The sequence below is a fragment of the Rhizobium sp. CCGE 510 genome (genome assembly GCF_000292525.1).
In the GTDB taxonomy this organism is placed as follows: domain Bacteria; phylum Pseudomonadota; class Alphaproteobacteria; order Rhizobiales; family Rhizobiaceae; genus Rhizobium.
In genome coordinates, this window is the sequence record NZ_AEYF01000029.1 from 42,753 (window position 1) to 57,342 (window position 14,590).

The 14,590-nt window shown below is 61.5% G+C and carries 12 protein-coding genes; 10 read left to right on the forward strand and 2 right to left on the reverse strand.

The features are described 5' to 3' along the window. Positions 1-4: 4 nt before the first annotated feature. Positions 5-1,021 (reverse strand): extensin family protein, encoded by a 1,017-nt coding sequence (locus RCCGE510_RS35980; protein WP_346426504.1) that lies wholly within the window; start codon positions 1,019-1,021, stop codon positions 5-7. A 236-nt stretch (positions 1,022-1,257) separates the two neighbouring features. Between RCCGE510_RS35980 and RCCGE510_RS14695 the strand changes: the two genes are divergently transcribed. From RCCGE510_RS14695 to RCCGE510_RS14725, 7 genes are all read left to right on the forward strand, one after another. Then, positions 1,258-3,507: a TonB-dependent hemoglobin/transferrin/lactoferrin family receptor gene (locus tag RCCGE510_RS14695; RefSeq protein ID WP_007631022.1), complete on the forward strand. Its 2,250-nt coding sequence runs from the start codon at positions 1,258-1,260 to the stop codon at positions 3,505-3,507. Positions 3,508-3,774: 267 nt separating this feature from the next. Beyond that, positions 3,775-5,964, forward strand: a complete 2,190-nt coding sequence (locus RCCGE510_RS14700; protein ID WP_007631023.1) for an anthranilate synthase — start codon at positions 3,775-3,777, stop codon at positions 5,962-5,964. Positions 5,965-6,082: 118 nt separating this feature from the next. Continuing rightward, a complete protein-coding gene (locus RCCGE510_RS14705) occupies positions 6,083-6,319 on the forward strand; it encodes a hypothetical protein (RefSeq protein WP_037078786.1) in 237 nt (78 codons plus the stop codon). 10 nt (positions 6,320-6,329) lie between these two features. Then, the gene (locus RCCGE510_RS14710; RefSeq protein ID WP_007631025.1) at positions 6,330-7,001 is read left to right on the forward strand and encodes a DUF2161 family putative PD-(D/E)XK-type phosphodiesterase; all 672 of its coding nucleotides are present in this window, start codon (positions 6,330-6,332) and stop codon (positions 6,999-7,001) included. A gap of 203 nt (positions 7,002-7,204) precedes the next feature. Beyond that, complete coding sequence (gene emfA / locus RCCGE510_RS14715; RefSeq protein WP_007631027.1) at positions 7,205-8,119, forward strand: CDF family cation efflux transporter EmfA; 915 nt, start codon at positions 7,205-7,207, stop codon at positions 8,117-8,119. Beyond that, positions 8,119-8,583, forward strand: a complete 465-nt coding sequence (queF, locus tag RCCGE510_RS14720) for a preQ(1) synthase (RefSeq protein WP_007631029.1) — start codon at positions 8,119-8,121, stop codon at positions 8,581-8,583. Before emfA ends, queF begins: the two co-directional genes overlap by 1 nt. A 207-nt stretch (positions 8,584-8,790) precedes the next feature. Continuing rightward, the gene (locus RCCGE510_RS14725) at positions 8,791-9,363 is read left to right on the forward strand and encodes a cytochrome b/b6 domain-containing protein (RefSeq protein WP_007631030.1); all 573 of its coding nucleotides are present in this window, start codon (positions 8,791-8,793) and stop codon (positions 9,361-9,363) included. A gap of 39 nt (positions 9,364-9,402) precedes the next feature. On the opposite strand, the gene RCCGE510_RS14730 is transcribed toward RCCGE510_RS14725, so the two are convergent. Then, entirely contained in the window at positions 9,403-10,185 is a 783-nt protein-coding gene (locus RCCGE510_RS14730; RefSeq protein ID WP_007631031.1) for a DUF2076 domain-containing protein, read from the reverse strand. Between the two features lie 278 nt (positions 10,186-10,463). Between RCCGE510_RS14730 and RCCGE510_RS14735 the strand changes: the two genes are divergently transcribed. The 3 genes from RCCGE510_RS14735 (at position 10,464) to leuA (ending at position 14,537) form a co-directional block, all read left to right on the forward strand. Beyond that, a complete protein-coding gene (locus RCCGE510_RS14735) occupies positions 10,464-11,048 on the forward strand; it encodes an ATP-dependent Clp protease proteolytic subunit (RefSeq protein ID WP_007631033.1) in 585 nt (194 codons plus the stop codon). Positions 11,049-11,242: 194 nt separating this feature from the next. Further along, positions 11,243-12,442 (forward strand): benzoate/H(+) symporter BenE family transporter, encoded by a 1,200-nt coding sequence (locus RCCGE510_RS14740; protein WP_007631034.1) that lies wholly within the window; start codon positions 11,243-11,245, stop codon positions 12,440-12,442. 361 nt (positions 12,443-12,803) lie between these two features. Beyond that, positions 12,804-14,537: a 2-isopropylmalate synthase gene (leuA, locus tag RCCGE510_RS14745; RefSeq protein ID WP_007631035.1), complete on the forward strand. Its 1,734-nt coding sequence runs from the start codon at positions 12,804-12,806 to the stop codon at positions 14,535-14,537. Positions 14,538-14,590: the final 53 nt, after the last annotated feature.

A 14,590-nucleotide genomic window follows, 5' to 3' on the forward strand; every position in this document is an offset into this window, starting at 1 on the left:
GCGACTAATGGCAATAACGATAGGCGCCCTTTCTTTCGATCACGTCGAGATGGAAATGGGTCTCGTGAGCGGCGTCGCTTTCGGGGTCGAGGACGGTGGTAAAATAGAGGCAGCCGGCGGCGCTGACTGTGCGCTGGAAGGCGCCGGTCAACGTCGGATCCTCGCGGCGGGAGCGGACGGCGACATCCTCACCCTTTTCGAAATGGAAGCTCGCAATATCGATGGCGTTGCCGCGGGCATGTTCGGAGACCTTGCCGGTTCCGGCGCCGTTGCGCAGGCGGCACATATAGGACGTTGCCTGGTTGACGGTGGTGATGCGGCCCTGCTCCGGCAGGGCGGCGGAAGCCGCCGGGATGACGCTGTCCTTCATCCAGCGGGCAAGGGCGAGTGCCGCCGGGCAGCGCATCGTCGCCTCCGGCTTCAGCTTGATGCCGGGCAGGGCTTCTGAGACGATGATCGGCTTGTCGATGCCGCAGCCGTTGCCGTCGTCGATGCGCGGCGTTTCCTTGAAGACGGCGCCCAAGGTCTCAAGCGCAGCAGTGCATTCGGTGTGCTCGGCGTCGCTTTCGGGTTCGATCGTCAGATGCTGCTCTTCAAGTGTCTGTTCGGCCGGCGGTTTATTCTCCTCCGCCGGAGCCTGCGGGCCTTCGAGCTTGCCTGGCGGAAGCGGCGGACCTTGCAGCGGTTCTGCCGGCGCGGACTTTTTCGGTTCTGGCTTTGCCGGTTCGGTCTTTCCCGGTTCGGTTTGGGGCGGCGACGGCTGGTCTGGCGCCGGTGCCTCCGGCTCCTTCACATCAGGCTTTAGCTGAGGCGCGGGCACATCGTCCGGTGCGGGCGGTTCAGCCTTGTCAGGAAGCGGGGTAGGGCTGGTTGCAGCGCTGGCGTCCGGTCGAGGTTGGGGTAAAGGGCCGTGCGGGGGCAGGCGAGCGCCGGCAAGAAAGGCGGTTGCGGCGAGAAGGATCGCCAGTATCGAAAGTTTTCTCAACGCATCCGGTTCCGTCATGTCGATTGCGTAGGGCATAACGCATCAGCGCGGCTTTCGTTGCAATTGCGCAACGCCAGTAAAGATCGTTAAAACTTGATAGATTAAATCAACATAATGCGTCAGTTTATGTTGACAAAATATCTCATGTTTTTTATGCGGCGAAAAGAAGGCGAAATTCAGCGTCGCCTTCATCCGCAAAAGCCCAGCCAGCCCCTCGAGCGTTCGACGCGCCACGACCAGCCAGCCCGGTAATCATCATGAGAGGGTAGGTTATGATCGTCCGGTATTGGCACTCGGTTCTATTGGTCTGCACAGCAGCCGCAGTTGTTCTTCCTGTTTCGCAGTCTTTCGCGCAAAGCGCTTCGGCCACCACGCCGCAAGCAACGGCCGACGACAGCACCGTCCTGCAGAAGATCGTCGTCAAGGGCAAACGCGTGGCGCCGGGCAGCGTCGCCGATACGCCGCTGGCGACGGAGATCACCGCCAAGCAGCTCGACGAGAAACAGGTTACCAATCTGGAAGACCTCGGGCGGAGTGTTGATCCCGGCGTGAATTTTTCGCGCGGCGATGCCGGCGTCAATCTGCGCGGCCTCTCCGGCGCACGCATCCTGACTGTCGTCGACGGCATTCCGATTCCCTATCTCTCGAACAGCTCGCGCCAGGGTGCCTTCGCGCCGGCCAACGCCAATGGCGGCGGCGATACGTTCGATTTCAACTCGCTCTCGTCGCTTGATATCGTGCGCGGCGCGGATTCGAGCAAGGGCGGCTCGGGCATGCTCGGCGGCGCCATCGTCGTCAATACGCTGGAGCCGGAGGATATCATTCCCGAAGGCCGCGACTGGGGCGCGATCGTCAAGTCAACCTATGACAGCGAAGACAGCAGCCTTTCCGGTTCGGCTGCCGCTGCCAAGAAGATCGGCAACACGTCGATCCTGTTTCAGGGCGGCTACCGCAAAGGGCATGAACGCGACAATATGGGCGACAACGACAGTTACGGTCGTTTGCGGACCGAGGCGGATCCCGCCGATTTCGACCAGCACAACCTGCTCTTCAAAGTTCGCCAGGAACTGGAAGGCGGTCATCGCATCGGCCTGACGGCGGAGCGGTTTCGTCGCGATCTCCAGACCGACCTGAGAGATCTGCAGGGAACCGGACGCACCTACATGATCGACAATTATGACGGCCGCGAACTGCGCGACCGCGATCGCGTTTCGCTCGACTATGACTATGAAGCGCAGTCCTCAGATGCATTCTTCACCAGTGCCCGGGCCACGCTCTATTGGCAGGATCTGAAAAAGGAGTCGGGCAGCAAAGGACGCACAGCGGCCAATGTCGCCTACGGCCGAAACAACGAGATCGAAAATAAGACCTGGGGCATCCACGGCACGGTCACCAAGGATTTCGAATATTCGAACGTCCGTCATTCCGTGAAGGCAACGCTCGACGCGACCACGTCGGCCTGGAGCCAGTACAGCTCCGCCCTATGCCCGACGCCGACCACGTGCCCTTCGCTCAACAATCAGTCGGAGGTGCCGGACGTTGACAACAAGACGATCGGCCTGTCGATCGAAGATAAAATCGAATTCGGCGATACGAATTTTGCGCTGACGCCGGGCATTCGTTTCGATTGGTTCAGCTATGATCCGTCGACGGGTGGCGGTTTCGCCAGCAACCCCGCGCTTGCAAAATTCGGTGCCCTGTCCGACCGCAGCGATCAGCATGCTTCGCCGAAGGTGCTCGCCACCTACGAACTGACACCCGATGTGCAGCTGTACACCCAGCTGTCATCGGCCTTCCGCGCCCCGACCGTCGACGAGCTCTATAGCCGCTTCTACAATGCGGGCGGCAATTATGCCCAGCTCGGCAATCCCGACCTGAAGCCGGAGACCGGCTATGGTGTCGAAATGGGCGCCAATTTCGATACTGGCGATTTTAACGGCCGCCTGGCGCTCTTCCACAACCGCTATCACAACTTCATCGAAACGAAGACGAGTGTCAACGCCTCCACCGGCATCACCGAGTTCAACTATACCAACGTCAGCAGTGTGACGATCTCGGGTGTCGAAGCGAGCGCCGACAAGACGTTCAACAACGGCATCAACCTGCACGCAGCACTGGCCTACGCCTATGGCAGAAACGAGGAAACCGCCCAGCGCCTGCGCTCGGTGGCGCCGTTCAAGGCGATCGTCGGCGGCGGCTGGAGCAACGAGAGTTTCGGCTTCGATCTGTCCTCGACGCTTTCAGCCGGCATGCTCACCGACCATCTGAATACCGTCGGCACGAAGCCCGATACGACCTTCGATGCACCCGGCTATGCGGTCGTGGACCTGACCGGCTGGTGGACGCCGGAACAGGTGCCGGGCCTGCGCGTGCAGGCCGGCGTCTACAATATCTTCGACCAGGAATATTTCAATTCGCTTGCAGTGCGCGACGTCAACCTGAGTTCGACGGCCTCGCAGCCGCAAGATTGGTATTCCGAGCCTGGCCGCACCTTTAAGGTCTCGCTGACGAAAACTTTCTGATCGGCTCCAGAGCAGGACATCAGATCGGGCGGCTTTCGGGCCGCCCTTTTTCAATCCCGCATTCGCCTCTTGCGTGGCGGTCGATCTCAGGCTAACAATTTTCCCATGATCAAGTCCTTGAACATTGCTGTTTGGTGGTGGGCTCGCTAAGGCGGCCTCGACCAATCGTGTCCAAAGACGACGACGAGTGAGCCGCCCGAAACTTCGAGGCGGCTTTTTTTGTTTTGTGGCCGCCTGTCGTCCGGGCCCCGATAACGGAGTGGAACTATGGTAACGATCCTGCGGGATGATGGTGCGGAAATATACGAGACCAAGGGCGGCATATCAGTCACGCGGCAGCGGCGGGCAATCCCCTACGGCGATGCGGTCTCATCCTATATCGACAAGCTCGACGAGCGCCGCGGCGCGGTGTTCTCGTCGAACTACGAATATCCGGGACGTTATACGCGCTGGGATACTGCCGTTGTCGATCCGCCGCTCGGCATCTCTTCCTTCGGGCGCGACGTCTGGATCGAAGCCTATAACGAACGCGGCGAGGTTCTTCTCGGCTTCGTGGCCGAGCGGCTGAAGACTGTGTCCGACCTCGTGCTCGGCGCTTGTTCCGCCCGCCGCCTCGACCTCTCGGTCAAGAAGCCGGACCGGGTATTCACCGAGGAAGAGCGCTCGAAGATGCCGACGGTCTTCACTGTGCTGCGCGCCGTGACCGATTTGTTCTATTCGCAGGCGGATGCGAGCCTCGGGCTATACGGCGCCTTCGGCTACGACATCGCCTTCCAGTTCGACGCGATCGATCTGAAGCTGACGCGGCCCTCCGACCAGCGCGACATGGTGCTCTACCTGCCCGACGAAATCCTCGTCGTCGACAATTACGCCGCCAAAGCCTGGATCGACCGTTACGATTTCGAAAAGGGCGGCTTGTCGACCGAGGGCAAGGCCGGCGATATCGCGCCGGAACCGTTCAAGCACACGGATTCCATCCCGCCGAAGAGCGATCATCGGCCCGGCGAATATGCCGAGCTCGTCACCAAGGCGAAGGAAAGTTTCCGCAAGGGCGATCTCTTCGAAGTGGTTCCCGGACAGAAATTCATGGAGCGCTGCGACAGCAAGCCTTCCGACATTTCCAAGCGGCTGAAGGCGATCAATCCGTCGCCCTATTCCTTCTTCATCAATCTCGGCCATCAGGAATATCTGGTCGGCGCCTCCCCGGAAATGTTCGTGCGGGTTTCCGGCCGCCGGATCGAGACCTGCCCGATCTCGGGTACGATCAAGCGCGGTGACGACCCGATCGCCGACAGCGAGCAGATCCTGAAGCTTCTGAATTCGAAGAAGGACGAATCCGAGCTGACCATGTGCTCCGACGTCGATCGCAACGACAAGAGCCGCGTCTGCGAGCCCGGTTCGGTCAAGGTGATCGGCCGCCGGCAGATCGAGATGTATTCGCGCCTCATCCACACAGTCGACCATATCGAGGGACGGCTGCGCGACGACATGGACGCCTTCGACGGTTTTCTCAGCCACGCCTGGGCCGTCACCGTCACCGGCGCCCCGAAGCTCTGGGCGATGCGCTTCATCGAGAGCCGTGAAAAAAGCCCGCGCGCATGGTATGGTGGGGCGATCGGCATGGTCGGCTTCAACGGCGACATGAACACCGGCCTGACGTTGCGCACCGTGCGCATCAAGGACGGGATCGCCGAGGTGCGCGCCGGTGCAACGCTGCTCAACGATTCCATCCCTGAGGAAGAAGAAGCCGAAACAGAACTGAAGGCCTCCGCCATGCTTTCCGCCATCCGCGACGCCAAGGCCGGCAATTCCGGCAAGACCCAGCGCGACGTTGCAAGCGTCGGCAAGGGCGTCAGCATCCTGCTCGTCGACCATGAAGACAGCTTCGTCCACACGCTTGCCAATTATTTCCGCCAGACGGGGGCGACCGTTTCGACCGTGCGCTCACCGGTGCCGGAGGAAATCTTCGATCGGCTGAACCCGGATCTCGTCGTGCTGTCGCCGGGGCCTGGAACGCCCAAGGATTTCGACTGCAAGGCGACGATCAAGAAGGCGCGGGCGCGCAACCTGCCGATCTTCGGCGTCTGCCTCGGGCTGCAGGCGCTCGCCGAAGCCTATGGCGGGGAACTCCGCCATCTGGCGCTGCCGATGCACGGCAAGCCCTCGCGCATCCGTGTGCTGGAGCCCGGCATCGTCTTCTCCGGCCTTTCGAAGGAAGTGACGGTCGGCCGTTATCACTCGATCTTTGCCGATCCCTCGACGCTGCCGCGCGAGTTCATCATCACGGCGGAAAGCGAGGACGGCACGATCATGGGCATCGAGCACGAGAAGGAGCCGATCGCCGCGGTGCAGTTCCATCCGGAATCGATCATGACGCTCGGCGGCGACGCCGGCATGCGGATGATCGAAAACGTCGTGGCGCATCTGGCGCGCAAGGTGAAAACGAAGGCTGCCTAAGCGTAATTCCCTCGCCCTTCCCGGGTTTGCGGGAAGGGCGAGCTTCCACCGAAGAGTTCGGTTGACTTTCTCACGCAAATCAGAACATTTCAGGAACGATCAACCGGAGCCCGTCGCCGTGGCCAGTGAAAAATTCATCGTTCTCCCTTACCGCAAGAACCGCGGCAATCTCGTACCCGGCGAAATGCGCCAGGCATCGAACTCTGTCAGCGCAGAAAAGATCGCTTCGGCGATGGCTGAGCGTTTCGTCGGTGTGGCGGCCTATGCCGTGATTGTCGACGAGGAAACCGGCGACATGTCCTCGCCGCGGTTGCTCGCGCGATATGGCGAGATTGCCGATCTCAACGCCGCCTGATCGTCCCGCCATGGAGACATCGCTTTACCTGCCCGTCAAAGCTTTCCTGGAGGCGGCTGGTTATGTCGTGAAGGGCGAGGTCGGAACGTGCGATCTCGTTGGCTTGAGCGATGGCGAGCCGCCGGTCGTGGTGGTCTGCGAACTGAAACTCTCCTTCAACCTCGAACTGCTTCTGCAGGCGGTCGACCGCGCGGCGATGAGCGATGAAGTCTGGATTGCCGCCCGCGTTTCCGCCAAGGGCCGCGGGCGGGAGGCCGACAGGCGTTACCGCGACCTCTGCCGGCGGCTCGGTATCGGCATGCTCGGCGTCTCCGACGGCGGCGAGGTCAGCATTATCGTCAGTTCCATTTCGCCGATGCCGCGGACCAACTCAAAGCGGCGATCGCGCCTCGTCAGCGAGCACCAGCGGCGCCGTGGCGATCCTGCCGTCGGCGGCGGTTCGAGAGCCCCGATCATGACCGCTTATCGCCAGCAGGCACTGCTCTGCGCCTCAGCACTCGAACGAGGTCTGGTACGACCTCGAGACATAAAGGCGCTTGCGGCTAATGCCGGCCCGATCCTGCGCGACAACGTCTACGGATGGTTCGAGCGTATAGAGAAGGGTATCTATGCCCTGACGCCCGCAGGGCAGGCCGCGCTCTTGCGCTGGCCGCAACCTGTCCTTTCCTACCCGGCCCCTTGAACCGCCCGGCGCCCGCCATCCGAGGTTACACAGCTGTCCATGGGGGAGGCACTGCCTGTGAACGGCGTTTCATTCCCTTTGACAAATCCTCCTTCATCGCCCATATCACCTCGATCTGAACCGCCTTCGCGATCGTCGCGTGGGCGGTTTTGCGTTTCAACGGCTTGAGAGCTGCAATTCATTCGCAACCGCAGGGGGACGATATGAGTGACAACGGCGACCTTACGGTTCGGACGCTGGCGATGTGGGGGATTCCGCTATCGCTTGGCGTGATGGGCCTGAAGATGGTGGCCTGGTGGGTCACCGGGTCGGTAGCGCTGCTATCTGACGGGCTCGAATCGACGGTCAACGTCGTTGCCGCCTTCATCGCCTTTTTCGTCATTCGCTATGCGCAGAAGCCGGCCGATCACGACCATCCCTTCGGCCATCACAAGGCGGAATATCTGTCGGCGGTTACCGAGGGCGTGCTGATCGTCGTCGCGGCGCTGCTGATCGTCAACGAGGCGGTTGGTTACCTCGCCGAGCCGCACATGCTCGACGCACCTGTGCTCGGCCTTGCGATCAATTTCGCGGCCGGTGTGATCAATGCGGTCTGGGCGCGGCTGTTGATCCGGACAGGGCGCAGGTATCGCTCGGCGGCGCTGGCGGCTGATGGCCAGCATATCATGTCCGATGTGGTGACCTCGGTCGGCGTGCTCGTCGGCCTGCTGCTGGCGCTGGCGACAGGCTATGCGATCTTCGATCCGGTGCTTGCCATTCTCGTCGCCGTCAACATCCTCTATCAGGGCTGGAAGGTGATTTCCCAATCGATCGGCGGGCTGATGGACCAGGCGGTCGAGCCTCAGGAGGAGGCAGCGATCAAGCAGGCGATCGCTACCCACGCGGCGGGTTCGATCGGCGTGCATGACCTGAAAACCAGGCGGGCCGGCACCGTTACCTTCATCGATTTTCACATGGTGGTGCCAGGCGGCATGTCGGTGCGCCAGGCGCATGATATCTGCGACCGCCTTGAGGATGCCATCAGGGCGGTGCACGAGGGCGCCACCATTGCAATTCATGTGGAGCCGGAGGGCGAAAAGGCTCACGGCATCCGCGTCAAAGTCGTCAAGGAGGCATGATGCCGAATACCGATACCTCCAGCCTGTCGATGCTGGGCCAGCAAACCGAAACCGCGCAGTCGCCAGAGGCGGCGGTGCTTGAAAAAGTGCCGTCCAACCATGCCGGCACCGATTACGTCGTACGCTTTACTGCGCCGGAATTCACCTCGCTCTGCCCGATGACCGGGCAGCCGGATTTCGCCCATATCGTCATCGACTACATTCCAGGCGAATGGCTGGTGGAATCGAAGTCGTTGAAGCTCTTCCTGCATTCCTTCCGCAATCACGGCGCTTTCCACGAGGATTGCTCGATCTACATCGCCAAGCGCATCGTCGAGCTGCTCGATCCCAGGTGGCTGAGGATCGGCGCCTACTGGTATCCGCGCGGCGGCATTCCGATCGACGTCTTCTGGCAGACCGGCAAGCCGCCGGAAGGCGTGTGGCTGCCGGAGCAGGGCGTCGCCACCTATCGTGGGCGCGGCTGATCTCTTTGGTCCGATGCGCACGAAGATGTGATTGAGCCGATGCCGGCGCCGCATCGGCGTTAAGTCGATACTTGTAATCATGTTTTAGCGGCAGCGAAAATTTGGCTGCCGTCTTTCGTATGCATCGGCTGGGATTGCAGCTGAGTTTGCTCCCGGCTATGTGCGCGGGCGCATCCTGTCACCAACTGCAACCTCACGAGAAATAACATGGCCCTTGACCAAGCTGCCGCACCTCCGCGCGCGCTCGCCGATGCCTCGCGTTACGACCGACTGACGATCAGCCTGCACTGGCTGACCGCACTGCTGGTGGTTGCGCTTTTTGCCGCCGCCTATGTCTGGAATGCCCTGCCGCACGGCACGCCGATGCGCAAGAGCCTGCAGGCGATTCATATCTCGCTTGGCCTGCTCTTCACTGTTGCCTTCATTGTCAGATTGGTCTGGCGTTCCTCGGGCGGCCGCCGGCTCGCCCCGGCGGAGGCCGGCATCACCTCCGTCCTTTCCAAGGGCATGCACTGGCTGCTTTACGGGCTGCTCATTGCACAGATGGTTCTCGGCTTCCTGCTGCGCTGGGCGCAGGGCGAACCCTTCTCCTTTTTCGGCCTGTTTTCGGTGCCGAGCCTGCTCGCACCCGATAAGCCTCTCTCAAAGACCTATGAATGGCTGCACAATGATGCGGCCTGGATCATCATCGTGCTCGCAGCCGGGCATGCGCTGGCTGCACTCGCTCACCACTACTTCCTTCGCGACAGCGTGCTCAAGCGGATGCTGCCGCACGGCTGACACCGTCAGGATGTGGCGCACGCCGCCGCATCCCCGCTGTCAGACATCCGTGACATCGCCACCGGATGAGTCGTCGGCAGAATCGTCGCCGTCGTCGTAATCGGCCTGCTGCACATTGGCATTGTCGTTGTCATCGGCAGCGTTGTCCGAGGCCTGGCGGATGTCGTCATTGCCGTAATAGTTGTTGATGACGGTTTCCTCAGTGGGGGCGCTGGCATTGCCGAAGGGGTTGGCGCCGAAGGGCGAGCCCCAGCCGAGCGAGGATATGTGATTGCCGAAGATGCCACTCAGCGAGTTGGCAAGCAGCATGCCGCCGGCAACGCCGGCTGCCGTGCCGAGCGCGCCGTGCAGGAAGCTGCCGCCGGCCGATGGCGCAGAAGCCTGCTGGCTCCAGGGACCGGTCGGCTGCTGCTGCGGCTGGCGGGTATCACGGTCGTAGCCGCGGATATCGTCATAGGCGCGGGATTGCTGGCCCCAAGGACCGGAAGCGCCAGGGCTGGACGGAACGGGTGCCGGCTGCTGCGTCTGGGTGTTGCCGAAGATCGAACTCAGGAAGCCGCCGCCCTGTTCGGCCTGGCGGTGATCGTTCGCGCCGGCTTCCAGCTGGCGGACATGCTCCTCGAGTTCCTTGATATGGTTGGCCGCCGCCTCCAGCCCTTTTTCCTGAACGATGACCGCCTGGGCGAGATAATAGGTGGCCGAGGGCTGCTCGCGCGTCGCCTGGTCGATCAGGGCTTCGGCGTCGCGGTCGCGCGGTTGGGCGGCAGCGGTGCGCACACGGTCGAAGAGGGCGGTCAGCAATTGGCGTTCTTCGGGTGACATATCCTGTCTCCTGTTGCTCCAGAGCGCTCCCGTGTCCGACCGGACGCGTTAGGAATGCTCGATGTTTCGGTGCAGCTTTCGCTGCGTGAGGTTGAGGTAGGAACCGATTTAGGCTTTTCAAAGCCTTTGCCGGTTACAATTCAGTAAGGCTTGCAGAACGGCGCGCGGCTTCTTAAGGATATCTCCATCGCTTCGGTGCCTTGTGTTTTTCCCACATTGTTTTAGGCATTGAGTCGCACTATGTGCGGGGAAGCCGAATTCATCTCCAAGAGGTTCGAATGAACGACGAAGACCAGGACGACAAGACGAAGGAACTGCCGCTCGGCAAGGAAACGGAGGCGAATCTTTTCAAGTCGCGTTCGATCTTCATCTACGGACCGATCAATCAGGAATTGGCGCAGAAGGTCTGCTCGCAGCTCGTGGCGCTTGCCGCAGCCAGCGACGAGGACATCCGCATTTATGTCAATTCGCCCGGTGGCCACGTCGAATCCGGCGATTCCATCCATGACATGATCAAGTTCATCAAGCCGAAGGTCTGGATGATTGGCACCGGCTGGGTCGCCTCGGCCGGCGCGCTGATCTATGTCGCCGCTCCGAAGGAGCGGCGCCTGTGCCTGCCGAACACCCGCTTCCTGCTGCATCAGCCCTCCGGCGGCACACGCGGCATGGCATCCGATATCGAGATCCAGGCGCGCGAGATCATCAAGATGAATGACCGCCTGAACAAGATCATGGCTGAAGCTACCGGCCAGCCGCTCGACAAGATCGCCAGGGATACCGATCGCGACTACTGGCTTTCGGCCGAAGAGGCGAAGGACTATGGCCTCGTCTCGCGGATCGTGACGTCGCAGGCCGATATCTGAGTCCTGTCATTCAAAGCTGCTAACAAACCGCCCTTGCCTGCAAATCGCAGGTGAGGGCGGTTTGCATTCAGCCGTGCTTAGGTGGAGACAGCACTCCTATGGGCGAGGACTGAACGGAAAGGCGTGAATCCGGACTTGCGCCTGCGGCAACCATCATGCTCCATGCGCCGTACTCACAGTCCAAGAGTCCCGCCATGCTCAAAGATTTTTCCGTCCAGGCCCTGTTCATGGGGCTGCTGACCGCCTTCGTCGGTTCTGCCAGCTCGTTCGCCGTCGTGTTGCACGGGCTCGAAGCGGTCGGTGCGACGGATGCGCAAGCGGCCTCGGGGCTGATGGCATTGTCGATCTCCATGGGCGTTTGCGCAATCGTGCTCTGTGCCGTGACGCGATTGCCGATCAGTATCGCCTGGTCGACGCCGGGAGCGGCGCTGCTGGCAAGCACCGGGGCGATCGAGGGCGGTTTCAATGCCGCGGTCGGCGCATTTCTGATCTGTGCTGCGTTGATTGTCGTCGCCGGACTTTTCAAGCCACTCGGCCGGGCGGTCGCCGCCATTCCAGCGCCGCTCGCCAATGCGATGCTATCAGGCGTGCTGATCGGCCTCTGCTTCGCGCCGGTGAAGGCGATCGGCTTCAATCCGCTGCTCGGCCTGCCGATCGTCGTCGCCTGGATCGTCGTCGGCGCCTTCAAGCGGCTAGGGGCGGTCCCGGCAGCGCTCGCGGCCTTCGTGCTGGTGCTGGTCTTTGGCGTCGATATTCCCGACGGTGCACTCAGTTCGCTCGAACGGTCGCTGGTGCCGACGGCGGCGATCGTCTGGCCGGTGTTCAATGTTGCCGGCCTCGTCTCGATCGCGCTGCCGCTGTTCATCGTCACCATGGCATCGCAGAATATTCCGGGTATCGCGGTCCTCAAGGTCAATCACTACGATCCGAAACCCGGTCCTCTCTTCGCCGTCACCGGCTTTTTTTCTCTGCTGTCGGCGCCGTTCGGCGGCCATGCCGTCAATCTGGCGGCAATAACCGCGGCGATGTGCGCCGGACAGGATGCCCATTCTGATCCGAAGAGGCGCTATTGGGCGGCACTGATCGCCGGCGTCGGTTATGTCATCCTCGGGCTGCTCGCCGGGGCGGTGACGGCTTTCGTGGCGCTCGCGCCCCCCGTCCTGATCCAGGCAGTGGCGGGATTGGCGCTGGTCGGCGCCTTCTCCTCCTCGGCAATGTCGGCCTTTCAGGCCCCGGAGTCGCGCGAGGCGGCGGCGATCACCTTCCTCGTCACCGCTTCGGGCGTTTCCTTCGGCGGCATTTCTGGTGCCTTCTGGGGCCTGATCGCGGGGGGGCTGATGCTGGCGCTGGCGCGGCTGGTGAGTGTTTGGAAAGACAGAAGCCAACCGCGGTAGCGGAATGTCGTTGCTCCGTTGACGGCCAAAAGCCTGGCAAGGGCTTGTCAGTTTCACTGCGCGAGGTTATAAGCCCGGCCATGAAGACCACAGGCGCCAGAATTTCTGACACGATTGCACGCGGCCGCATCGCCCTGCGTGACAATACGCGCGCCCTGACCTCGCTTCTTCTCCTCGGCCTTACGCGCGGTTGCCGAGTCCTTTGAGGAGCGCTCGGCGGCCGAAAGCCCGCCCGGCCATCGCTCCTCGCGACTCACTTTCAAAATTGACCTAACGACCGACAAAGGTCCGCATTTGTTTATCGCCAAGCCTCACACGATCGGCTAAGAGCGGGCAAATGCCGGGACGAGGAGACGATACGATGGACGCGAAGACGCAATCCTCTGAAGGAAAAGTGGCCTCCGAAAAAGGAATGCCCGACGCTGCGGTGAAATACCGGGCGTATCCGCAGGTGAACATTCCCGACCGCACCTGGCCGACGAAAACCATCACCAAGGCGCCGGTCTGGTGCTCGGTCGACCTGCGTGACGGTAACCAGGCGCTGGTCGACCCGATGGGTCACGACCGCAAGGCGCGCATGTTCCAGCTGCTGCTGGAGATGGGCTTCAAGGAAATCGAGATCGGTTTTCCCTCGGCCTCGCAGACGGATTTCGATTTCGCCCGCTGGTGCGTGGAAGAAAGCAACGTGCCCGCCGACGTCTCCCTGCAGGTGTTGGTGCAGTGCCGCCCGGAACTCATCACCCGCACTTTCGAGGCGCTGGAAGGCGCAAACCGGCCGATCGTGCATTTCTATAACTCGACCAGCGAGCTGCAGCGCCGCGTCGTCTTCGCCAAGGATGTGCAGGGCATCAAGCAGATCGCCGTCGATGCCGCCAAGATGATCACCGACATGGCCGCCAAGGCCGGCGGTGGCTATCGTTTCGAATATTCGCCCGAGAGCTTCACCGGCACCGAGCTGGAGGTGGCTTTGGAAATTTGCAATGCCGTCATCGAGGTCGTCAAGCCGACGCCTGATAACAAGCTGATCATCAACCTGCCGTCCACTGTCGAGATGGCGACGCCGAACGTCTATGCCGACCAGATCGAATGGATGTGCCGCAACCTCGACAATCGCGAGAACCTGATTGTTTCCCTGCATCCGCATAACGACCGCGGCACAGGGATCGCCGCTGCCGAATTGGCATTGCTGGCCGGCGCCGACCGCGTCGAAGGCACGCTCTTCGGCAATGGCGAGCGCACCGGCAATGTCGACATGGTGACGATGGCGCTGAACATGTTCACGCAAGGCGTCGATCCCGAGATCGACTGCTCCAACATCGAGCGCATCAAGGAAGTGTTCGAATATTCGAACCAGATGGCGATCTCCGAGCGGCATCCTTACGTCGGCGAGCTGGTCTATACGGCTTTTTCAGGCTCGCATCAGGATGCTATCAACAAGGGCATGAAGGCGGCGCAGGTCGCCAACCATCCCGTCTGGGAAGTCCCATACCTGCCTATCGATCCGCGCGATGTCGGTCGTTCCTATGAGGCGATCATCCGCATCAACTCGCAGTCCGGCAAGGGCGGCATCGCCTATATCCTGCAGCAGGATTACGGGCTGAACCTGCCGCGCAACCTGCAGGTGGAGTTTCGCGAGGATATCCAGCGCATTACCGACGTAGAGGGCAAGGAGCTTCCTTCGAAGCGGATCTACGACCGTTTCATCGAGCGTTACGTAACGCAGCCGAGCGCGCGCCTCAAATTCGTTGACCACCACACCTATCCCGACACCGAGCACAGGGGCCAGCGGATCGTCGCGGCTGAGATCACCGACAATGGTGAGATCAAGCGCATCGAAGGGCGTGGCAACGGCCCGATCGACGGCTTCATCAACGCGCTGTCGCATTATCTCGGCATCGAAATGTCGGTCGAAGATTATTCCGAACATTCGTTGCAGCACGGCTCGAACGCGGCGGCGATCTCTTATGTCGAGACCTCCTATCCCGGTGGCAAGCTCTTTGGAGCCGGCGTCAATACCAACATCGTCGCGGCATCGCTGGAAGCGATCGTCTCGGCGGCAAACCGCGTGCTCGAGGTGAAGGCCGGCAAGGCCTGATCGGCGGGTTCAGGCGGCGATCGTCTTGGTACGACGCGGCCTGACGATGCAGC